This is a genomic window from Psychrobacillus mangrovi, assembly GCF_037104765.1.
In the GTDB taxonomy this organism is placed as follows: Bacteria; Bacillota; Bacilli; order Bacillales_A; family Planococcaceae; genus Psychrobacillus; species Psychrobacillus mangrovi.
This window is the reverse complement of sequence record NZ_JBAWSY010000021.1, coordinates 1-22,818: the sequence shown is the minus strand read 5'-3', so window position 1 is coordinate 22,818 and position 22,818 is coordinate 1. Positions and strand designations below refer to the sequence as shown.

19 protein-coding genes, 2 tRNA genes and 1 pseudogene are annotated in these 22,818 nt (G+C 37.7%); 19 read left to right on the top strand and 3 right to left on the bottom strand.

Going from position 1 to position 22,818, the window contains the following annotated elements; genetic code table 11:
- Positions 1–185 precede the first annotated feature (185 nt).
- Together WAX74_RS18010 and WAX74_RS18005 are read left to right on the top strand one after the other, a co-directional pair.
- Positions 186–1,391: an EAL-associated domain-containing protein gene (locus WAX74_RS18010; protein WP_336499054.1), complete on the top strand. Its 1,206-nt coding sequence runs from the start codon at positions 186–188 to the stop codon at positions 1,389–1,391.
- Between the two features lie 22 nt (positions 1,392–1,413).
- A complete protein-coding gene (locus tag WAX74_RS18005) occupies positions 1,414–1,857 on the top strand; it encodes a DinB family protein (protein ID WP_336499053.1) in 444 nt (147 codons plus the stop codon).
- A gap of 799 nt (positions 1,858–2,656) precedes the next feature.
- On the opposite strand, the pseudogene WAX74_RS18000 reads toward WAX74_RS18005, so the two are convergent.
- The 3 genes and pseudogenes from WAX74_RS18000 to WAX74_RS17990 all read right to left on the bottom strand — a co-directional run bounded on the left by WAX74_RS18000 (position 2,657) and on the right by WAX74_RS17990 (position 3,923).
- Positions 2,657–3,369, bottom strand: a pseudogene (locus WAX74_RS18000) (nucleotidyltransferase domain-containing protein).
- Positions 3,370–3,759: 390 nt separating this feature from the next.
- Positions 3,760–3,831, bottom strand: a tRNA-Glu gene (locus WAX74_RS17995).
- Between the two features lie 18 nt (positions 3,832–3,849).
- Positions 3,850–3,923, bottom strand: a tRNA-Met gene (locus WAX74_RS17990).
- A 196-nt stretch (positions 3,924–4,119) separates the two neighbouring features.
- On the opposite strand from WAX74_RS17990, the gene WAX74_RS17985 reads away from it, so the two are divergent.
- The 17 genes from WAX74_RS17985 (at position 4,120) to lysS (ending at position 22,422) form a co-directional block, all read left to right on the top strand.
- Positions 4,120–6,495 carry a SpoIIE family protein phosphatase gene (locus WAX74_RS17985; protein WP_336499052.1) on the top strand — a complete coding sequence of 792 codons (2,376 nt, stop codon included), beginning with the start codon at positions 4,120–4,122 and terminating at the stop codon, positions 6,493–6,495.
- Positions 6,496–6,738: 243 nt separating this feature from the next.
- Positions 6,739–8,127 carry a tRNA lysidine(34) synthetase TilS gene (gene tilS, locus WAX74_RS17980; protein ID WP_336499051.1) on the top strand — a complete coding sequence of 463 codons (1,389 nt, stop codon included), beginning with the start codon at positions 6,739–6,741 and terminating at the stop codon, positions 8,125–8,127.
- Positions 8,128–8,145: 18 nt separating this feature from the next.
- Positions 8,146–8,688: a hypoxanthine phosphoribosyltransferase gene (gene hpt / locus WAX74_RS17975; protein ID WP_336499050.1), complete on the top strand. Its 543-nt coding sequence runs from the start codon at positions 8,146–8,148 to the stop codon at positions 8,686–8,688.
- Between the two features lie 98 nt (positions 8,689–8,786).
- Positions 8,787–10,781, top strand: a complete 1,995-nt coding sequence (gene ftsH / locus WAX74_RS17970; RefSeq protein WP_336499049.1) for an ATP-dependent zinc metalloprotease FtsH — start codon at positions 8,787–8,789, stop codon at positions 10,779–10,781.
- Between the two features lie 115 nt (positions 10,782–10,896).
- Positions 10,897–11,679 carry a type III pantothenate kinase gene (locus WAX74_RS17965; protein WP_336499048.1) on the top strand — a complete coding sequence of 261 codons (783 nt, stop codon included), beginning with the start codon at positions 10,897–10,899 and terminating at the stop codon, positions 11,677–11,679.
- The gene (gene hslO, locus WAX74_RS17960) at positions 11,680–12,561 is read left to right on the top strand and encodes an Hsp33 family molecular chaperone HslO (protein ID WP_336499047.1); all 882 of its coding nucleotides are present in this window, start codon (positions 11,680–11,682) and stop codon (positions 12,559–12,561) included.
- Positions 12,545–13,471, top strand: coding sequence for a peptidyl-prolyl cis-trans isomerase (locus tag WAX74_RS17955; RefSeq protein WP_336499046.1), 927 nt, complete (start codon positions 12,545–12,547; stop codon positions 13,469–13,471). Before hslO ends, WAX74_RS17955 begins: the two co-directional genes overlap by 17 nt.
- Before the next feature lie 324 nt (positions 13,472–13,795).
- The gene (gene cysK, locus WAX74_RS17950; RefSeq protein ID WP_336499045.1) at positions 13,796–14,719 is read left to right on the top strand and encodes a cysteine synthase A; all 924 of its coding nucleotides are present in this window, start codon (positions 13,796–13,798) and stop codon (positions 14,717–14,719) included.
- A 299-nt stretch (positions 14,720–15,018) separates the two neighbouring features.
- A complete protein-coding gene (locus WAX74_RS17945) occupies positions 15,019–16,392 on the top strand; it encodes an anthranilate synthase component I family protein (RefSeq protein WP_336499085.1) in 1,374 nt (457 codons plus the stop codon).
- A complete protein-coding gene (gene pabA / locus WAX74_RS17940) occupies positions 16,389–16,979 on the top strand; it encodes an aminodeoxychorismate/anthranilate synthase component II (protein ID WP_336499044.1) in 591 nt (196 codons plus the stop codon). The genes WAX74_RS17945 and pabA overlap by 4 nt, the downstream gene beginning before the upstream one ends.
- A 1-nt stretch (position 16,980) precedes the next feature.
- Complete coding sequence (pabC, locus tag WAX74_RS17935; RefSeq protein WP_336499043.1) at positions 16,981–17,814, top strand: aminodeoxychorismate lyase; 834 nt, start codon at positions 16,981–16,983, stop codon at positions 17,812–17,814.
- A gap of 4 nt (positions 17,815–17,818) precedes the next feature.
- Positions 17,819–18,670 (top strand): dihydropteroate synthase, encoded by an 852-nt coding sequence (gene folP, locus WAX74_RS17930; RefSeq protein ID WP_336499042.1) that lies wholly within the window; start codon positions 17,819–17,821, stop codon positions 18,668–18,670.
- Positions 18,671–18,676: 6 nt separating this feature from the next.
- Complete coding sequence (gene folB / locus WAX74_RS17925) at positions 18,677–19,042, top strand: dihydroneopterin aldolase (RefSeq protein ID WP_336499041.1); 366 nt, start codon at positions 18,677–18,679, stop codon at positions 19,040–19,042.
- Positions 19,036–19,557, top strand: coding sequence for a 2-amino-4-hydroxy-6-hydroxymethyldihydropteridine diphosphokinase (gene folK / locus WAX74_RS17920; RefSeq protein WP_336499084.1), 522 nt, complete (start codon positions 19,036–19,038; stop codon positions 19,555–19,557). The genes folB and folK overlap by 7 nt, the downstream gene beginning before the upstream one ends.
- Positions 19,509–19,727, top strand: coding sequence for a helix-turn-helix domain-containing protein (locus WAX74_RS17915; RefSeq protein ID WP_336499040.1), 219 nt, complete (start codon positions 19,509–19,511; stop codon positions 19,725–19,727). The genes folK and WAX74_RS17915 overlap by 49 nt, the downstream gene beginning before the upstream one ends.
- Before the next feature lie 47 nt (positions 19,728–19,774).
- Positions 19,775–20,752 (top strand): tRNA dihydrouridine synthase DusB, encoded by a 978-nt coding sequence (gene dusB / locus WAX74_RS17910; protein WP_413788993.1) that lies wholly within the window; start codon positions 19,775–19,777, stop codon positions 20,750–20,752.
- Positions 20,753–20,931: 179 nt separating this feature from the next.
- Positions 20,932–22,422 (top strand): lysine--tRNA ligase, encoded by a 1,491-nt coding sequence (gene lysS / locus WAX74_RS17905; protein WP_336499038.1) that lies wholly within the window; start codon positions 20,932–20,934, stop codon positions 22,420–22,422.
- Positions 22,423–22,818 lie beyond the last annotated feature (396 nt).

Sequence of the window (22,818 nt, the reverse complement as noted above, 5' to 3'; positions counted from 1 at the left end):
GAAAAAATGTTTAATAGATGAAAAGGTGTTCAGCATTGCTGACACCTTTTTTTGTATAAAAAAGTAGTAAGAAAAATAATATTGAGGTTAGTACCTTTTTTTCATTAAAATGGATTGTTAAACTAGAAGTATCTTTTCTATAGGCAAGACGAGTGCGATTGTCAATCGTTAAAGGAGGTTTTTATATGGATGCAATTGATGTACTAACAAACTTAAATCACTTAAAGGCTTATTTTCAGCCAATTTTTAGTGCAGATGAGCACATTGTAATTGGTTATGAAATAACTGGTAAACTGCAAATGGAAGAACAGTTAATAAACTTAAACTCATTTGCATATGATGAAGATATTCCAGAAGAGTATCGAGTTGAAGTGGAACAAAGACTATTGCGTTTAGCCCTTTCTCAACTTGCGGGAGAAGTGAAAGATTTTGATATTTACCTTCCATGTAATGCAAACTTACTTATACTAGATTATGGGGAAAGTTATTTCGATATTATAAAAGAGTATATTTTAGAAGAAAATCTACCACGCATTGTTCTTGTAATTTCAGAGCATAACTTTAAAGGAGATTTTAGCCAACTTAATAATATCCTTCGCTATTTACGTACATATGGCATGAAGGTTGCTATAAATCAGGTGGGTTCCGAAAGCCATTTAGATTATATTAAGATGATCTCTCCAAATATCTTAAAAGTGAATATTGAGCAATTAAGTTATGAATCCTGGGGTGCGCAGAATGATTTATTTACGTCTCTTGGCACGTTAGCTCGTAAAATAGGAGCGAATATGTTATTTGAAGGTATTAATACTGTTCATCAGCTTCAGTTTGCATGGAAAAGTGGTGGAAGATATTATCAAGGAAAGTACTTGGCAGATTCTAGTACAACGATTATTCCAAAAAACCAGTTGAAGGAAAGATTTAAAAAGGAATGCCAGCAGTTTATCAAAATAGAGAAACGACTACTGGAAGAAAACTATAACGAATTGAAAAACTTACAGAACCTTTTAGAAACAACCATTCAACATTCAAAGCCTGAAAGTAATAATAGCGAGTTACTTCTGGCACTTGCCAAAGAACTTGATGTATATTCTTTCCGTATTTATATTTGTGATGAAGATGGTTTCCAAACTTCACCCAATATTATGCGGATTGATAAGAAGTGGTATGTTCAAAAAGAGGCTATTAATAAAAATTGGAGCTGGCGCCCATATTTTTTAAAAACCATTATAAAAATGCGCAATGATAAAAGCGGCGTATTTTCTGATGTATATAGCGATATTGACACTGGAGAAATGACACGAACATTTTCTATACCCGTGAATGAAAGCGAATATTTATTTATAGATATTTCCTATGATTATTTATTTAAGCATAATATTTTTAGATAAAAAGTTATAAGGGGGAGAAGTTGTGAGCAAAGAGGAAATTTTAAAAGCGCATATTGAGTATGTAAATTGGTTAGATGAACTTACTAATTTAAACGAAATGAAAGGAAATACACCATACAAAGAAGGTAAGTGGTCGCCAAATGAAATTGTGATGCATTTAGCCGAGTGGGATCGATTTACGCTAGAAGAACGAATACCTTTTATGAAAGAAGGTGCAATACTTGAAACTTTTCCAAACTTCGAAGTCTTTAATGCAAAAGCCGCAGCCCGTGCTAATGAACAAACATTTGCGGAAACCCTTGCTTATGCAAAGCAACAACGGCAAGCAATTATGGAACAACTTCAGCAAATTGATGAAGTAGAATGGGACAAAATTTTCAACATTGGCGAGCATGAAGTAACTATACGTAATTACTTTGTTGATTTCATTGAACATGATCTTCATCATAAAAACCAAATAGCTTAAAAATAATTAATGATTTCAGACTGTAGATAACACTCCACAGTCTTTCTACTTTCCCTAAGTTACTGGAGACGCTTTCTGCGGGCGAGCGCCGAGCCTCCTCCGCAGCTCACGCTGAGGGCACTGAAAAAGTCCTCAAAAGGATTTCATAGCGAGTAAGTGAACGATTTATTGTTCACTTACTCGCTTTTTTAGATGGAACCCGTTGATTTTCGTTCCAGGCGGTCGCGTTCCGCGGGGTGAGCGATGAACCATCACCGCCCCTTCGGGTACGTTGTGATGGTTCATCTGTCTCACTGATCCCACCGGAGTCGCCGCCTTCCACTACAATCAACTAGTGTATGTCTTTAGAAAAAAATCTACTATCTAAAAAATCATCTAGTTGAGGTCATCTTCTGGTGCCATATCAAGAAGAATTTAAAGGACATATTGGATTGGGAACTCTCGTAATAGAAAAGAGGGATAGCGACCGAAATTGCATCTTCGGGAGCTTTAATATGAATAGGACAGAATCTATTCTCTAATTATTCAATACAGTAGTAACCTCTTTCCAAAAGTTGAAGGAGGGAGACGGACAGACGCACGCCGCAATATTACCGAAAAAAAAGAAGTGTTTGGAGGGTAGGGAGTCCAGACCCACACCCCAAAAAAATGATGTGTGGTGCGGCACGTGAGACCCCACCAACACTTCAAAATAATTCTACGGTAATAATGTAGCTAGAGTCTGTCCACAGCACTCCTGAAACGATTGGGATAAGGTAATTACTTAATAGTTATAACCCGATATAACTGAAAGCTATTGTTATTTCCCTAAAGAAAACCCTTCAAATAAACGCTCCCCGTAAGGAAGTAAAATATCTTCCACAAGTTGAATTACCTTAATTTTTTCACCAGTTTTATAATAAACATCAAATGATTCAACAAAGCGATTGGCAAAACTCTCATCGTAATGTTTTAATTCTCGGACAATCCATTTAGAGGAACCAATCCATTTTCCATTCGTTCGTAACACGAATTCACTTAATAGTTCAGCTAGTGTACTTGCGATAAAAATTTCTTCCGCTCAATTAGAACTTCCAATGAAATCATCTAAGGTATCCGTAAGAAAGTATCTTTTTATATTAATTGTCTCCGAGACCATAATTCAGGACCATTTGCTAACAGTTCTTTGGCTTCTGTTTTAATACAATCTAATATATCGGAGTCCTTTAAGATGTGCCCTTCTGCAACCATTCGGGGCAGAGATGGTCTAGTTCTTTTGGAGTCACTTTCAAAAAAGATTTTATAGGATGTGAGGTTATGAACGAAAACTTCAATCGGCCATCCACCTAAATGAAGAGATTCTCTATAAGAGGTTTGATTATTGTTATAAAATACAACAATGTCCAAATCTGAAGTTTTTGTAGTTTCCCCTCGGATTACGCTTCCAGCTAAAAGAGCTCCTTGGCAATTAGGATGATATAAAGAGATAAATTGCTTTGCAGCTTCGATAGGTTCTAGTCTTTCAACATTCATGTAGCATTCTCCTTTATTTATAAAATTTAAGGCTCCGTTATTGAATAAAATATTTTTGAAGTGTATTGAAATAGTGTTTCAAAACATTAGCGTGTAGTTATGCAAATGTACGCTTGCCGCACGCTACGCATGAGCCTCCGCAGGATGATTCGCTCCTTCGTCGTCGCTCCCACATCCTTTACCGGGTCTCATTCTTCGTGCTCCTGCGGCCTGTAAGGCGCACATCCTGGAAACATACTTTAAGTTTCAGAAAACAGCCATCATAAAGGAAGTGTGGCACCTATATCGTAATAATCCTACATATGTTTGCAAATAACAAATTAAGCTTTAGAAAGTCAAAATAAAAAAGCAGTTCCAAAAATTCGACTTTTGGAACTGCTTCTTATTAGATGACCCCTACGGGATTCGAACCCGTGTTACCGCCGTGAAAGGGCGGTGTCTTAACCGCTTGACCAAGGGGCCTTATAAAAGGAAAGTATATGGCGGCAGAGGGGATCGAACCCCCGACCTCACGGGTATGAACCGTACGCTCTAGCCAGCTGAGCTACGCCGCCGTTTTAACGAACAAATTCCATATTACAAGCGTTTGGGCTTTGTGTCAATACTTCTTGAAAAAATATTTTCTTCCTCCTATTATTTATTAGCTAAACGAGTCGAAAACTTTTTTAGTAAGGGTGTCAGGAACAGACATACTTCTTGTTCTAAACCTAGGTATACTTCCATCAATAGCAAAATAGGAGGTATATACTGTTGAAAACTTTGTATGAGCAAAATCAAAAAAGAAATTTTTCATGGAGAAAGGTTTTAGAAGCAATTCAAGTTCGTAAAGTAACCATATCATTTACCTTAATTTTTTTTATACTTGCTTTCTTCCTAGCACAAGTCGTATTATTTGAAGCCTCTGTTCCATTTTTTCTCCCTTTATGGGCATTAGTAAGCTTGCGATTTCAACGCTTCTTACCTTGGACCATTGCAGGGGCGTTGCTCGGTAGTATGACGCTAGGGCTTGGACAAGTAGTTATACACGCAATGCAAGCGTTTATATTTCCGCTTCATTCGAAAAGATTGATCAGGAAGATACCATTACCCTTATTTGTATTATTAGATGTCGTTATTGTTCAAATTATATGGCAATTTATTTCCTATTGGGGAGAGGTTCCAGTCCCCGTTTGGCTAGCAATCGGTTACGAGGGCGTTTTGAGTTTATTTATGGTTATATTTTTGTTTCAACTATTCCTCCCATTGCCAGATATACTTCATAAAAGATGGACGGGAGAAAGAATGGGGGCAGCGTTATTAATAGGAGCATTAGTTTTAACAGGAATGTCCTCGTACATTTTTGGATACGTATCGATTCCATTAATACTTGCTCATTTAGTAATAGCAATTGCTTCTGCGGTAGGTGGTATTCAGCTTGCAACCGTTGTCGCAGTACTAGCAGGAACAATATTAAGTATTTCTAAGCTAAGCTTTAGTGGCATGATAGCGGTATATGCTGTTACCGGCTTTCTAGCAGGTCTGCATAAGCCATTCGGCCGGCTTTGGCAGGCTTTCAGTATGCTAGGTGCTACATTTTTCTTTATTTTATACGACCGAACTCTACCACTAGATAGTGTTTATATAGGTTCACTAGTAACCGCTTCATTATTGTTTTTTGCTATACCTTCCAGTTGGATAAAATCTTTAAAAGAGGAACTATACCCAGATACTTCTAACATCCTTCTGCGTAGGCAAAAATGGATGACTGAAAAAGTAAATAATCAGTTACAGGAATTTCAGCATTTCGTTGACTTCATTACAAGTTTCATTTCCGATCGATTTAACAATAAAGGAGCTGTTGAAAAGGAGCAAAACCAAGCATTTGCAACGTGTCAGTCGTGTTTTCAATATGAAAAATGTTGGGGGGCGAAATCAAATGGAATCCCATCGCTAATGGCTGAATGGGAGAATGAACCTAAAAAAAATAGAATTCAAATTGAAAAGAGAATCGGTTATAAATGTGTTAAACCGGTAAAAATCATTCAGGAATTAACAGAAAGGGAGGCCCAAAAACAACTAAACAACCAAATGCAACACGGTAAAAAAATGTACGCATTAAAGCTTCGTGATATTGGAAACCATATGAATGAACTTATAAATAATTTAGATAACAGTATGACTCTATATACATCTCACGAAGAAGAGATCAAACAGAAGTTTGAACAATGCAATATCCCATTTTTTCAAATTGATGTTTTAAACATTGCAGTAGGGCAGATGGAGGTTGTTTTATGCTTGCCGATAGAATCAAAAGCCAAAATGGTTGGAGAGAGATTAATATTGCCTATACTTTATGACTTATGGAAGGAACCTTTTGAAATAACCTCTATGAAAGAAGTTCATCAACCGTATGAGCATATTCAAATGACCTGTAAATCGTCTGTACGCTTTCAAGTGACACATGATGTTTATACATCATCCAGCAGAAATACGATTTATTCGGGGGATGCACATGCAGTGTTTCCGCTACATCCGGGATTACTTGCTGTTATTTTATCGGACGGAATGGGGAATGATATCGAGGCTCACCGAGAAAGTAGAAGAGTAATGCAGTTTATGCGAGAATGCCTAAATAAAAAAATGGATCCAGAAACAACGATGCATACTCTTCATTACATGATGAGCTTGCAAGATGATACAGATAGTTATGCAACGGTAGATTTAGCATTGATTGACTTACAAAAAGGAGAACTTTGGTCTTGGAAAGCCGGCAGTATGTCTACTTATTTGATAAGGGGGAATGAGATGCGTAAAATTGAAAGTAAGCATGTACCATTTGGTTTCTTGCCTACTTTCACTATTGAGGCTAGAAAAGTTGAAATTAAGGATGGCGATATCCTGCTAATGCTTTCGGACGGTGTTTTCTCATCAAATACATCCATCGAAAAACAAGAGCTATATTATCAAAAAATACTCCGAGATCCAACTATGAACGCAGAACGATTTGTAAAGAAGTTAGAAGAAACTTACTCATTACCTGGAGACGATCGAACAGTTATCTTCATGCAAGTAAAACATGAAGTTCCAGAATGGTCTATTTTTTCACCACGTGAAGCAGCTAAATTCCAAGAAAAAATGGTACACTAATTAAAAAGAAAAGCGCAAGCGCCTGTTAGTGGGATACAGTCTAAATTCGCGACATCGTGGTGCTCCTGCGCAAAGCTCGACGCAAAATAAAAGAACATTTCGCAACGACTGCATGACCCACTTCGTGTGGGCCTCCGACAAGCAAATGGGAAGATTCGAAATCCAACCTGTTGGATGTAGAAGATTCACATTTGACCTCGAGGGACAAGGCGCTGGAGCTAGACAAGAAAAAGAGGTGAGAAGATGCTTTCATTTGTTCAAAAGGTAAAAAAATATATCGACAAGCACAACTTGATAGAAAAAGGAGAGCGTCTTCTTATCGCTTGTTCTGGTGGAGCAGATTCAGTTGCTTTAGTAAGAGTTTTACATGAACTTCAAAAAGACTATGAAACAGATATTGCCATTGTGCATACCGATCATCAGTTAAGAGGAGAAGAATCTGAACAGGACATGCGATTTGTTGAACAACTTGCCATTAGCTTACAGTTACCCTTTTACGGAACAAAAATAGAAGTTCCTCAGAGAGTTGCTGAAGAAGGTGGAAATATTCAGGTAATTTGTAGAGAAGAACGCTATGCATATTTCGATAAAATCATGGAGCAGCACCATTACCGCAAATTAGTGTTAGGTCATCATGCGGATGACCAAGTAGAAACAGTAGTAATGTCGTTAGTGAGGGGCACACTTTCCTCCTCCATAACGGGGATACCAAGAACTCGAACATTTTCATTAGGAGAAATTATTCGGCCGTTTTTAGGGGTAACAAAAGAAGAAATTTTCAATTATGTTCATGAGCTGCATCAAGATTTTAGACATGACCCAAGCAATGACAAGCATACATATACAAGAAATAGAATTCGCCATAAAGTAGTACCTTTATTAAAAGAAGAGAATGCTTTAGTAAGTGATAGAATTCAATTATTTGTTGAGAAGCAACAACAGGACGATACAGTTCTTCAAATAATGGCAAAAGAAAAATTTGAACAGCTTGTGACGGTAGATTCAAATGATTCCTTTATTCTTGATACAATGCGCTTTAGGGAAGTTCCCATCGCTTTACAAAGAAGGGTAGTTCTACTACTATTAAACTATCTCTATAATGAATCCGATACACTACTAAATGATCGGTTAATTGAGTCGATAATTTCTGCTTGTAATGAGTTTGAAGGCAATTCAGTAATCTATTTACCAAAATCTTTTTTCCTTGTTCGACATTATAATAATGTCAAGTTTACCTCCTCTGTCCAAGAGCCTGTATTAATGGGGAGAATGGAGATTCAAGAGGATTATTGGCTTGAGGTCGGTGCTGGTTTCTCCATCTATTTAACGAGAAATTTAGAGGCAGATGTTTCAGAAGAAAAACTTTATGTCCAACTGGATTACGATGAGCTACCTCTTTTTATTAGACAAAAAGCTGAGGGAGATCGTATTCATATGAAAGGCATGGCCTCTCCAAAGAAAGTTTCTCGGTTATTTATCGATGAAAAAATTTCAGCCGAATATCGTCATGTTTGGCCACTACTTGTGAGCAAGAACAATGATATACTAGCAGTAATTGGGCTTCGTTACGAAGAGCGATTTTCAAAGGAGTATCATGGGCAAAATTTTGTCCTATACTTAAAAAAACATTAACTATTAGGGGGGACTAAAATGTTAGAAAAAGACATTCTAGAAGTTTTATTATCAGAAGAACAAATCCAAGAAAAAACCCGTGAACTGGGCGCTGCACTATCAGAAGAATATAAAGATAAGTTCCCGCTAGCTATTGGTATTTTAAAAGGTGCTATGCCTTTCATGTCCGATTTGATGAAACGCGTTGATACTTACATAGAAATGGATTATATGGATGTATCAAGCTATGGTAATGCTACTGTATCTTCGGGTGAGGTAAAGATTGTTAAAGACTTAAATACAAGTGTAGAAGGTCGCGATATTTTAATAATTGAGGATATCATTGATAGTGGAATGACGCTAAGCTATTTAGTCGATTTATTCAAATATCGTAAAGCAAAATCAATAAAATTGGTTACACTGCTTGATAAGCCATCTGGACGAAAAGTTGATTTACAAGCAGACTATGTTGGCTTTGAAGTACCAGATGCATTTGTAGTAGGATACGGATTAGACTACGCAGAAAAGTATCGTAATCTTCCATATGTTGGGGTGTTAAAGAAAGAAGTTTATTCATTTTAATTTTAATGGTGAAATAAAAGGCTTTTCATTGTACGCCCAAAAATTCGTATGATAAGATTACATATAGTTTTTCTGTTTACCTTGTGAGGAGGCTAGGGATGAATCGAGCACTACGCTACGCTATATTATACCTATTAATATTTTTTGTGATTGTTGGAATTTTTGCTACGTTTAACACGAGCAATCAACCAACAAAAGAAATTCGTTTTGACGAATTTATGTCTTCCCTTGAAAAAGGGGATGTTACAAGCGTTGTTCTGCAACCTGAATCCGGGGTTTATGTTGTAGAAGGCGAAATGAAAGGCTATGAAGAAGGGGAAAAATTCTTAGCGAAGGCCCCATATAGTGAAGACTTACAATCAGAGATTAGAACACTGGCAAAAGCAAATTCAGTCAAAGTTGATTATAAAGAAACTCCAAAAACAAGTGGCTGGGTACAATTTTTCACAGGGTTACTACCATTCCTGATTATCATTATTCTATTCTTCTTCTTATTGAGTCAATCACAAGGCGGTGGTAACCGTGTGATGAACTTCGGTAAGAGTAAAGCAAAATTGTATGACAATGAAAAGAAAAAAGTAAGGTTTACAGATGTTGCTGGGGCAGATGAAGAAAAGGCTGAACTAGTAGAAGTAGTAGATTTCTTAAAAGATCCACGTAAATTTGTGGAGATTGGAGCACGTATACCGAAAGGGATTTTATTAGTAGGTCCTCCAGGTACGGGTAAAACATTACTTGCTCGTGCGGTGGCAGGGGAAGCTGGCGTACCTTTCTTCTCTATTAGTGGTTCGGATTTTGTTGAAATGTTTGTTGGTGTTGGAGCATCTCGTGTGCGTGATTTATTTGAGAACGCTAAGAAGAATGCACCATGTATTATTTTCATCGATGAGATTGATGCAGTAGGTAGACAACGTGGTGCTGGTCTTGGTGGAGGTCACGATGAGCGTGAACAAACCCTGAACCAATTACTTGTTGAAATGGATGGTTTCGGTGCTAATGAAGGTATTATTATCATTGCTGCAACGAACAGACCGGATATTTTAGACCCTGCACTTCTTCGTCCAGGTCGTTTTGACCGTCAAATCACAGTTGGTCGTCCAGACGTTAAAGGACGTGAGGCAGTACTTAAAGTACATGCTCGAAATAAGCCTTTAGACGAATCAGTTGATTTAAAAGCGATTGCACAACGTACTCCAGGTTTCTCTGGTGCAGATTTAGAAAACTTATTAAACGAAGCAGCCCTAGTTGCAGCTAGACGTAATAAGAAAAAAGTAGATATGAGTGATATAGATGAAGCAACGGATCGTGTAATTGCAGGTCCTGCTAAATCTGGTAAAGTCATTTCCGAAAAAGAACGTAAAATTGTTGCATTCCATGAAGCGGGACACGTAGTAATCGGATTAACACTTGATGATGCGGAAATCGTTCATAAAGTAACAATTGTTCCTCGTGGTCAAGCAGGTGGATATGCGGTAATGCTTCCAAAAGAAGATCGTTACTTCATGACAAAACCAGAGTTGTTAGATAAAGTGGCAGGTTTATTAGGTGGCCGTGTAGCGGAAGATATCACTTTTGGTGAAGTATCAACTGGTGCTCATAATGACTTCCAACGCGCAACTGGTATTGTTAGAAGTATGGTTACAGAGTATGGTATGAGTGACAAATTAGGACCTATGCAATTCGGTCAAGCACAAGGTGGAAACGTATTCCTTGGACGTGATTTTAACTCAGAGCAAAATTACTCGGATGCAATTGCGTATGAAATCGATCAAGAGATGCAATCAATGATTAAAGAGCAATACAGTCGTACAAAACAGATCTTAACGGAAAGACGTGATTTGTTAACACTTATTGCGACTACGTTACTAGAAGTTGAAACACTCGATGCTGCTCAAATCAAACACTTAGAAGAGCACGGAACACTTCCTGAACGCGTATATGATTTAGCGGACAGTGAAGCTGAAGTGGAAACAAAAGAAGAAGTATCGGAAGCAGTAGGAGCTCCAGCAGACCCTTCAACAGGTGACTTACCAAAAGAGAATGGTCCTACAGACGAGCCGAAAAGTCCGATTCAAGAAGAACGTAGAGATTAATAGAATGTATTAGCTGATTGTTGATCGCAGACTTGCGAGGCAATCAGCTTTTTTCTTTGTGCTTATATATGGTATGATGTTTGGGAAAACTTACCGAGAAGTGAGGACAAGTTAGATGATACTCGTGTTAGATACAGGCAATACAAACATCGTACTAGGTGTATACGAAGATGATAAACTTATTCAACACTGGCGAATGGAAACAGATCGTCTGAAAACAGAAGATGAGTACGGTATGCAAGTCAAAGCTTTATTTACACACGCCAATATTTCTTTTGACCAGATAGAAGGTATTATTATCTCATCGGTAGTACCGCCAATCATGTTTTCTTTAGAAGCGATGTGCAAAAAATATTTTGGTATTAAACCAATGATAGTAGGACCTGGAGTCAAAACAGGGTTAAATATAAAGTATGAAAATCCACGAGAAGTTGGAGCAGATCGAATAGTTAATGCAGTAGCAGCCATTCATGAATATGGCAGTCCGTTAATCATTGTAGATTTTGGAACTGCAACAACGTATTGCTATGTGAACGAAAAGGGTGAGTATATGGGAGGTGCAATTGCTCCTGGAATTGGTATCTCTACAGAGGCCCTATTTACTCGGGCCAGTAAGCTTCCTCGTATTGAACTAACCAGACCCGACCATATCATTGGGAAAAATACAGTTTCTGCGATGCAGGCTGGTATTGTGTATGGTTATGTAGGACAAGTGGAAGGCATTGTAAATCGAATGAAAAAAGTATCGAAACAAAATCCAAAAGTTATTGCCACTGGTGGGATGGCTGGCTTAATCGGGGATGAAACAACGATTATGGATGTAATCGATCCTTTCCTAACATTAAAAGGTTTGTATTTAATTTATCAAAGAAACTTAGATGAAAGAGGTTTGAAATAAATGGGAGATTATTTAGTAAAAGCATTAGCATTTGAAGGAAGTGTTCGTGCATATGCGGTGCGCACAACAGACACTGTAGGGGAAGCACAACGACGTCATCAAACATGGCCAACTGCGTCAGCGGCACTGGGTAGATCTATGACCGCTGCTGTTATGATGGGAACGATGTTAAAAGGGGAAGACAAACTTACGGTAAAAGTGGAAGGTAATGGCCCAATAGGACCAATGATTATTGATAGTAATGCAAAAGGAGAAGTTCGTGGATATGTGACGAATCCTCAGACCCACTTTGATTTAAATGAAGTCGGGAAATTAGATGTGCGCCGCGCAGTAGGTACAGAGGGTACATTGACTATTGTTAAAGACCTTGGATTAAGGGATTTCTTTACCGGTCAAGTACCAATCGTTTCAGGTGAAATCGCAGAAGACTTTACTTATTATTTTGCTGTATCCGAGCAGGTTCCTTCCTCTGTTGGTCTTGGAGTTCTCGTAAACCCAGATAACACAATTTTAGCAGCAGGTGGTTTTATCATTCAGCTAATGCCTGGTACTGATGACGAAACGATCACTATTATTGAAGAGCATTTAAGTAAGATGGAGCCTGTTTCTAAAATGATTGAAAAAGGATTAACTCCTGAGGAATTACTTTTTGAAATTTTAGGAAGAGACAATGTGCAAATTTTAGGTACAACCCCTGTTTCGTTCGAGTGTAATTGTTCTAAAGAGCGTTTCGGTGCCGCTATTCTTAGCTTAGGAGAAAGTGAAATTCGTGAAATGATTGAAGAAGACGGAGGGGCAGAAGCACATTGTCATTTCTGTATGGAGAAATACCAATACTCAGTAGATGAATTGGAGTCGTTTATCGATGAAATCAACTCGTGATAACTTTAATCCACAACAAAAACGACATTTAAAAACAAGACCAGTGCTTTTGTTAATTGGTTTTCTTTTGTTTGGCAATTTACTCTGGTTTATTGCTTGGCTAATACCAAATGAAAAAGCAAATGGAACGGAACAAGTCGCCTCTGTTGATGGGAAAGTTATTACAAAAGAACAATGGATGGCTTCAATGGAATCCATGTACGGGAAAGAAGTATTGCTGGATCTCGTAAATGCAGAAGTGATGGAAGCTGCGGCTAAAAAATATAAAATTAAAGTAACGGATCAGGAAGTTGATCTAGAAGTAGCTCTAATTCGTTCTACTCAAGAAGGGACAGATACTTCTCTTCAATCGTTAGATGAAGAATCGATGCGTGCAAAAGTTCGTTCTCGCTTAATTTTAGAAAAGGTTTTAGCCAAAGACATAGTGATAGAAAAAGATGCTATAAAAGCTTTTTATGATGATAATAAAAGATTATATAATATTCCAACATCCTATCGCACAAGTATTATTTATGTTTCCTCAGAGGATGAAGCCAAGGAAGTTGTAAAAGAATTAAAGAATGGTTCTTCGTTTGACGGTTTAGCAAGAGAACGCTCTATAGACATTAGTTCAGCTAGCTTAGGTGGAGATATAGGATATGTATCAGAAGGTACAGAGTCTGTAGATGAAGCCGTTTTATCTGTGCTACCTAATATTGAAAAAGGAAAATGGAGCGATGTAATTACCTTAAAAGATGGCCGATTTGCTGTTGCAAAAGTAGTGAGTATTTTTAAAGGTGAATCATTTTCATACTCAGACGTAGAGGATCATATACTCCGTGAGCTTGCACTTGATCAACTACCTCAGTCGGTCACGCCAGAAGCATTTTGGGAAGAATTTGATGCGGAATGGTCTTATAGTGAAAAATAGTAGTCCAACTATAAATAATTTATGGAAAAACAGCGTATTCTATTAGATACGTTGTTTTTTTACGTATAGAATCAAGACACACACCCTGGAGGTTTTCGTTAATATAACTAGTCTTGCAAGACACTTGAAGTACAGTATGATAAATCAATGTTATTTTTTCGAAGAGTCTCCAGGGCTCATTCATACTTTCATCTTTTTTTGAAGTTTATAAAATTTTAAAAATAAGGGTTTGTTTGAATGTAATTATATTGACAATTAATCTTTTAGATTGGTATTATTAAGAAAATAAAACCTATTAATGCAGTAGGGATTGGGAGTGTAAGGATGACTAAGTTGGCGCAATCAGTAGTTGATTTAATTGGTAAAACACCAGTAGTAAAATTAAACAGAGTGTCAAACCCTGAGGATGCAGAAGTATATGTAAAATTAGAATTCTTTAACCCGGGCAGCAGTGTAAAAGATCGTATTGCAGTTGCTATGATCGAAGCAGCAGAAAAAGAGGGGCAATTAAAAGAAGGAAGCACATTAATTGAACCTACAAGTGGAAACACTGGTATCGGACTGTCTATGATTGCTGCGGCGAAAGGTTATAAAGCGGTATTAGTAATGCCTGATACAATGAGCTTAGAGCGTAGAAATCTACTTCGCGCTTACGGGGCTGACTTAGTATTAACTCCGGGAGCAGATGGAATGAAAGGCGCAATTGCGAAAGCAGAAGAACTAGCGAATGAAAATGGTTGGTTCATGCCACAACAATTTAATAATGAATCAAATCCAGAAATTCACCGTTTAACAACAGGCCCTGAAATTACAGAGGCATTTGATGAACTACATGGTTTTGTGGCAGGAGTTGGTACTGGAGGTACAATCACTGGTGCAGGTGGAGTTTTGAAAGAAAAGTTCTCGGATATTCATATTGCTGCAGTAGAACCAAAAGATTCCAATGTTCTTTCTGGTGGTAAACCAGGTCCACATAAAATACAAGGAATTGGAGCGGGATTTGTCCCAACAGTTTTAGATACAGAAATGTATGATTCCATTATCCAAGTATCAAATGAAGATGCGTATGCAACTGCTCGTGAAGTTGCAAAATTGGAAGGTATTTTAGGTGGGGTATCTGGAGGAGCAGCTATCTATGCAGCGCTTCAACTTGCAAAACAACTAGGAAAAGGGAAAAAAGTTCTTGCGATTGTTCCGGATAACGGAGAGCGTTATTTGAGCACTCCACTTTATCAATTCGAAGACTAATTCAGACTGATGAAAAACGCTCGCATTCTTCGTTGCTTGCACTTCGTTGTAAGCTCATGAACTTTAGTTCTATTCGCTTCCGCCTCGTGCTGGCGCGCCTCGACTGACAAGCGTTTTCATCCAGTCTGAAAAGAACTTCTTCGAATTTAAGAAAAAATGAGTTAAATTGAGCGGGAGCATAATGCTTCTGCTTTTTTATGTGGCGAAAGGTATAGGTTTCAAGTTAAGATGAAGGCAAATCGTTTTTAGGGGGATTTTGAATATTGGATTTACATACGTTACAAACTAAGACCTTTCATATGTCAAAAGAAGATTTTTTCTATGCTTATAAAGAAATTACAAAATCTGAATCGCATCATTTATTTTTAGAAAGTGGTAGAGGTGGCCATTTGAGTGTCGCTGCTTGGAATCCTTTGGCGGTAACCAAATCGGTAGAAGCCGGTTTACATATAAAATGGAGAGATGGCGATGAAGAGGTACGTTTAGGAGAACCCCTTTCGGAATTAGAAAAGCTTGTCGCATCCTTCCATGTCCCTTTTCAAGAAAATTTACCAGATTTCCAAGGTGGGGCGGCTGGTTTTATTAGCTATGATTATGCACGTAAAATAGAAGTATTACCAACACTAGCTGAAGATGACTTACATATACCGGACATTTATTTTTATTTATTTGATTTCTGGGCTGTCTTTGATGTGGAAACTGAACTTGTTACTTGTATGAAACTCTCTGGGAGTAATATAAATTTAGATGATACGGAAGAAGCGTTCAAGGGTGCAAGTGGCGTTTCAGAGCGTATAATTCCGTATGAATCATCATCAGAAGTAACAAATGATGATACGGAATTGCTTGTCTCAGTAAGCGAAAATGAATTTGAGGCTGCTGTTCGTCGAGTACAGGAATATATTGCTCAAGGAGACGTATTCCAAGTAAATTTATCTGTTCGACAATCTAAAAAGCTAAATGCTGAGCCGATTGGTATGTATGAGGCACTTCGCGCATTTAACCCCTCTCCTTATATGGCATATATCCAGTCACCAGATTTTGCAGTTGTTTCGGGTTCACCAGAGCTATTAGTGAAGAAAAAGGGAACCGAATTGTCGACACGTCCTATCGCTGGTACGAGACCGCGTGGAAAAAGTGATGAAGAAGATATCAATTTGGCAAATGAGCTTATAGAAAATGAAAAAGAGAGAGCAGAACATGTCATGCTGGTGGATTTAGAAAGAAATGATTTAGGGCGCGTATCCACTTATGGAACTGTAGAAGTAAATGAGTTCATGGTTATTGAACGTTATTCGCACGTTATGCATATTGTTTCAAACGTAAGAGGGACGCTTCGTCCAGGTACTTCAAATACGGAGATCATTCAAGGGATGTTCCCGGGTGGTACAATTACTGGTGCTCCGAAAATTCGTACGATGGAAATAATAGAAGAGCTTGAACCGGTTCGACGTGGACTATATACCGGGTCAATTGGCTGGTTAGGATTTTCAGGTGATTTAGAATTAAACATTGTCATCCGCACTGCTTTTATCCAAGAGGGGATGGCGCATATTCAAGCGGGAGCGGGAATTGTGATAGACTCTGTTCCGGAAGCAGAATATGTAGAGTCTTTAAATAAAGCAAAAGCGTTATGGCAAGCAAAGGCTATGGCAGAAAGAGGAAAGCTATGATTTTAATGATTGATAACTATGATTCCTTTACTTATAATCTGGTTCAATATATTGGTGAGCTTGGTGAGGAAGTAATGGTTGTTCGGAATGATGAACTAAACCTTTCGGAAATTGAACAGCTAGCTCCAAATATAATAGTTGTTTCCCCAGGCCCTTGTACCCCGAATGAAGCTGGTATTAGCTTGGATGTCATAACGCATTTTGCAGGAAAAGTCCCTATTTTTGGTGTTTGTCTTGGACATCAGTCGATTGGACAAGCATTTGGTGGTAAAGTAATACGCGCAGAAAGACTAATGCACGGAAAAACCACTCCTGTTTTTCATGATGGAAATGGTGTGAATACCAATATGCCAAATCCCTTTCAAGCGACAAGATATCATTCTTTACTGGTAGAGAAAGAGTCACTACCTGATTGTTTAGAGGTGACTTCTTGGACAGATGAAGGAGAAATTATGGGGCTTCGTCATAAAGAATTCGCAGTAGAAGGTGTACAATTTCATCCAGAATCGATTATGACAGAGGAAGGCAAGAAACTAATTCAAAATTTTATTGAATCATATAGCCCTTCTGTAAAGGAGAGCATTTAATATGGATGCTTGGAAAGATGGACAATACTATCGAGCGGATGAACTAACAATTTCTCCGTATGACCATGGTTTTTTGTATGGGCTTGGCTTTTTTGAAACGTTTCGTACCTATAATGGACAAGTATTCTTATGGGAAGAGCATTGGAGTCGGCTTTCTAGCGCATTGGAAGATTTTCGTATTACTATGCCTTTTGAAAATGACATAATTATTCAAGCGGTAGAAGCCTTAACTGCAGAAAATAATGGGGCAGATGGTTATTTTCGTTTGAATGTTTCTGCGGGTGTCCATGACATTGGTCTACAGCCAAATAGTTATGAGAGGTCGACTGTCATTTTATTTAGAAAACCTTTACACAATGTCCCTAGAGGAACAGAAAAGTCTGCCGTTTGGCTACAAACAGTGAGAAATTCTCCGGAAAGTGGTATACGTCATAAATCTCATCATTATGCGAATAATATACATGCAAGATTTGAGGTTCCGTCACTTGCGTCAATAGAGGGTATTTTTCTAAATTCTGAAGGTTTTATCGCAGAAGGAATTACATCCAATTTATTTTGGGTGAAAGATGGGAAGTTATATACCCCCTCTTTAGAAACAGGAATATTAGCTGGTGTCACACGTGATTGGATCATAAAAAATTCACCAATAGTAGTAGAAGAAGGTTTATATAAGGAAGACACCTTAAATGAAGCGGATGAAGTATTTATTACTAATGCTGTGCAAGAGATTGTGCCAATAAAAAATTTAAACGAAAAGCATTTTTTAGGTAATCAAGGACCGGTGTATGCTACGCTTCATGACATGTATGTAGAGTGTATTAAGAAAGAAGGATAAAAATATGAACTTACAGTTTAATGCTAAACCTTTTGAAGCAGGTGGCGTTACATTAGATTTTCGTAAAGAAACAATTGTTATGGGGATATTAAATGTTACACCTGATTCCTTTTCTGATGGTGGAAAATTTAATAATGTAGAAGCGGCGGTTGCTCGTGCAAAACAAATGGTTGCAGATGGCGCTAAGATAATTGACATTGGTGGTGAATCCACAAGGCCGGGATATACCATGGTTTCAGATGAAGAGGAAATAGCGCGTGTCGTTCCAGTCATAAAAGCCATTTGTGCTGAAGTAGACGCTGTCATTTCCATCGATACATATAAGTCGGAAGTTGCTAGAGCTGCAGTACTCGCAGGTGCACATGTTATTAATGATATTTGGGGTGCAAAAAGAGATTCAAAAGTGGCGAAGGTTGCTGCAGAACTAGGTGTTCCAATTATATTAATGCATAATAGAGATAACGAAGAGTATACAGACTTTTGGGCTGAAGCAAAACAAGACTTGGAAGAATGTATTCAAATTGCAAAAGAAGCAGGAGTGCCTGATGAAAATATATGGCTAGATCCAGGTATTGGCTTTGGGAAAACAACAACGCAAAATATTTGGATGATGCAGCATTTAGGTGAATTAGTAGATATGGGTTATCCGGTTTTACTTGCAACATCTCGTAAACGTTTAATCGGAAATGTACTAAATCTTCCTGTGAACGAACGAATGGAAGGAACAGGGGCGACCGTTTGTTATGGTGTGCAGTTTGGTTGCCATATGGTACGAGTTCATGATGTAAAAGAAATTGCTCGTATGACAAAAATGATGGATGTGCTAACAGGAAAGGCGCTATTTGAGGAGGCTTAATTATTTATGGACTATATACATCTCAATGATTTAGAATTTTATGGGTTTCATGGTGCGTTACCTGAAGAAACTAAGCTTGGTCAAATTTTTCGTGTAACTATTTCATTAGCATGTGATTTAAAAAAGGCTGGTGAAACCGATAACTTAGATGAAACGGTAAATTATGCAGAGGTATTTGAGTTGTGTAAGGAAATAGTAGAAGGTAAGCCATATTTATTAATAGAGGCAGTAGCTGAAACTATTGCTTCTCGTATATTAACGGTTTATGAATCGAAGGTGAGTGGCTGTCGTATTCAGCTTATAAAGCCTAATCCACCGATTGTTGGCCACTATGCTTCTGTATCAGTTGATATTACGAGAGGTACATTATGAATATAGCGTATTTATCTTTAGGGTCTAATATTGGAAATCGATTTGATTATCTTAGAAAATCTGTTCAATTACTAAATGATTCAGAAGGTATCCAAGTAGTGCAAGTTTCATCTGTTTACGAAACAGATCCTGTCGGTTATGTAGATCAAGCTGCATTTTTGAATATAGTTGTGGAGCTTGAGACATTAATTACACCGCATGAATTATTAAAGAAATGCAATGAAATAGAGGCAGAGCTAGGACGTACTCGTGAAATTCGTTGGGGTCCTCGAACTGTAGACCTTGACATTTTGTTGTATAATGAAGAGAACATGAAAACGAAAGACCTTATTATTCCGCATCCAAGGATGATGGAAAGAGGCTTCGTGCTCGTACCTCTCGTGGAGTTAAATCCGGATTTAGTTGAGCCTCTTACAAAGCTTTCTTTATTGGAGCTTGCACAAGTTCAGAAAGAAGGCGTTCATATATGGAAAACGTTCGATGGGGTAGACGCATTCGTGCATTTCGACGCTTAAAAAGATTGAATCAAGTTGAACTTGCGAAAGAAATGGAGATATCTGTGTCTATACTCGGGCAAATTGAGCAAGGGAAAAGAGTTCCGAGTGAGCGGCAATTAGAAAAAATTGCTTCCTTGCTAGATATACCGCTAGAAGAATTAAAAGGAGAAACAAAGGCAGGTGAATGATTTTGATAAAAGCATCAACAAAACCATTTAAAATTGGAAATTTTGAAATGGATAACCGTGTCGTGTTAGCACCAATGGCAGGTATTTGTAACTCTGCATTCCGATTGACTGTTAAAGAATTTGGAGCAGGGCTAGTTTACGCAGAAATGATTAGTGACAAAGGAATCGTTAATAAAAACGAAAAGACTTTGAGCATGCTTTATATAGATGAGAGAGAAAATCCACTATCACTTCAAATTTTTGGTGGAGAAAAAGATACACTGGTCGAAGCTGCAAAGTATGTAGACCAACATACTTCGGCTGATATTATTGATATTAATATGGGATGTCCTGTAAACAAAATTATTAAATGTGAGGCAGGGGCAAGATGGTTACTTGATCCAGAAAAAATTTATGAGATGGTATCCGCTGTAGTAGACAACGTTAATAAACCGGTAAGCGTAAAAATGCGTACTGGTTGGGATGATGATCATATTTATATCGTGGATAATGTTCGTGCTGTAGAACGCGCAGGCGGAGCAGCGGTTGCCGTTCATGGTCGTACGCGTTTACAAATGTATGAAGGGCATGCGAATTGGGATTTAATTCGTCAAGCTAAGGAAGCTGTAAATATACCAGTTATCGGTAACGGTGATGTAAATACTCCAGAAGATGCAAAACGTATGCTAGATGAAACTGGTGTAGATGCTGTAATGATCGGACGCGCAGCTCTAGGAGACCCATGGATGATTTATCGCACGGTAGAATACTTGGAGACTGGGGAACTTAAACCAGAGCCAACTGTGCAAGAAAAAATCGATGTTTGCTTATTACATTTTGATCGTTTAACTGCTTTAAAAGGAGAAGGAATCGCAGTAAGAGAAATGCGTAAACATGCTTCTTGGTACTTAAAGAATATTCGTGGAAATGGTAAAGCTCGTAATGTGATTAATCAAACAGAATCCGCACAAGAGTTAAAGGACTACTTACGTTATTTTGCGGAAGAAGCATCAACAGAACATAAGGCTGACTCTATTCTAGCTTAATATTAAAATGAGGGGCTATCACTTCTTGTGATGGCTCTTTCCGTTATAAAAGATAATCTGAAAAATGAAAAATATTCTTTCGTGAAGGAAAAAGGTGAACAGCGTACAGAAATTGTGTACAATAAGTTCAACGTAATAAAAGATAGTTGCGGATAATAGGTAGTGGAGGAGTGACAAACATGTCTAATGTAGAAGAACTAAGTGATCAAATTTTGGTGAGAAGACAAAAGATGACTTCCATACAAGAAAAAGGATTAGATCCTTTTGGAAGTAAATTTGAGCGTACGCATTTAAGTGATCAAGTAATTGCTGAATATGATCAATTTACGAAAGAACAATTAGAAGAAACACCTCATGAAGTAGTAGTTGCAGGACGAATAATGACTAAAAGAGGGAAAGGGAAAGCTGGATTTGCACACATTCAAGATTTGGGTGGTCAAATTCAAATTTACGTTCGTAAAGATGCAATTGGAGAAGAGGCGTATGAATTATTTAATACAGCTGATTTAGGAGATATCGTTGGAGTAAGAGGGAATGTATTCCGTACACAAGTAGGGGAACTATCAGTGAAAGCGGTAGAATTCACGTTCTTAACAAAATCTCTCCGTCCTATGCCAGAAAAGTTTCATGGTTTAAAAGATGTTGAGCAACGCTATCGCCAACGTTATTTAGATTTAATGACAAGTGAAGAAAGTAAAAATACATTTATAGCAAGAAGTCGTATCATTCAAGCGATTCGTCGTTATTTAGATGGACAAGGCTATTTGGAAGTTGAAACACCAATGTTACATACAATCGCTGGTGGAGCAGCAGCTCGTCCGTTTATCACGCATCATAATGCATTAGATATGGAATTATACATGCGTATTGCGATTGAATTACATTTAAAACGTCTAATCGTAGGTGGGTTAGAAAAAGTATATGAAATTGGTCGTGTTTTCAGAAATGAAGGTGTTTCAACACGTCATAATCCAGAATTTACAATGATTGAATTGTATGAAGCATATGCTGATTACCAAGATATCATGAACTTAACAGAGAATCTTGTTTCTCATGTTGCTCAAGAGGTATTAGGGACAACTACAGTTACATATGGTGAGGATCAAATCAACCTTGCTCCTGGCTGGAGACGTTGGCATATGGCAGATGCAGTAAAAGAAACTACCGGTGTAGACTTCTGGAAAGAAATGACTACAGAAGAAGCGCATGCTTTAGCAAAAGAACATGGTGTTGATGTAAAACCTACAATGGAAGTGGGCCATGTATTAAATGAATTCTTTGAACAAAAAGTAGAAGAAACATTAGTACAACCTACATTTATCTATGGACATCCTGTAGAGGTATCTCCGCTTGCGAAGAAAAATCCAGAGGATGGTCGTTTTACAGATCGTTTTGAATTGTTCATCGTTCGCCGTGAGCACGCAAATGCATTTACAGAACTAAACGACCCAATTGATCAACGTCAACGCTTCGAAGCACAATTAGCTGAAAAAGAAGCAGGTAATGACGAAGCACATGAAATGGACGAAGACTTCTTAGAAGCATTAGAATATGGTATGCCACCAACAGGTGGTCTAGGAATTGGTATTGATCGCTTGATCATGTTATTAACTAACTCTGCTTCTATTAGAGATGTATTATTGTTCCCAACAATGCGTCATAAAGATTAATCGGTTTAAAATGCTCTATTTATATGAAGGAGAGGTGCTACTATTTGTAGCGCCTCTCTTTTTAATTTTTGCATGAAGAATAGGAGAGAAATGTTTTTTAAAAAAGTTATTAAAAACTCTTGCCATAACTCGAAGAGGGTGGTATAGTAATCAAGTTGTCATTTTTATTACCGATTCACATCGAAAATAAAATAAAAAAGTTGTTGACATAGATCTTGAGATTTGGTATGATATTAAAGTCGCCAAAACGACAACGAAACAAATAATAAACATGAACATTGAAAACTGAACATGCAAAACGTTAAGACATATAGCTTGATAGACTAGCTTCGGTTAGTCAGATAGCAAACAATTTTGACATCATTTAATGATGATGCCAGCAAAACAAAATGAGCT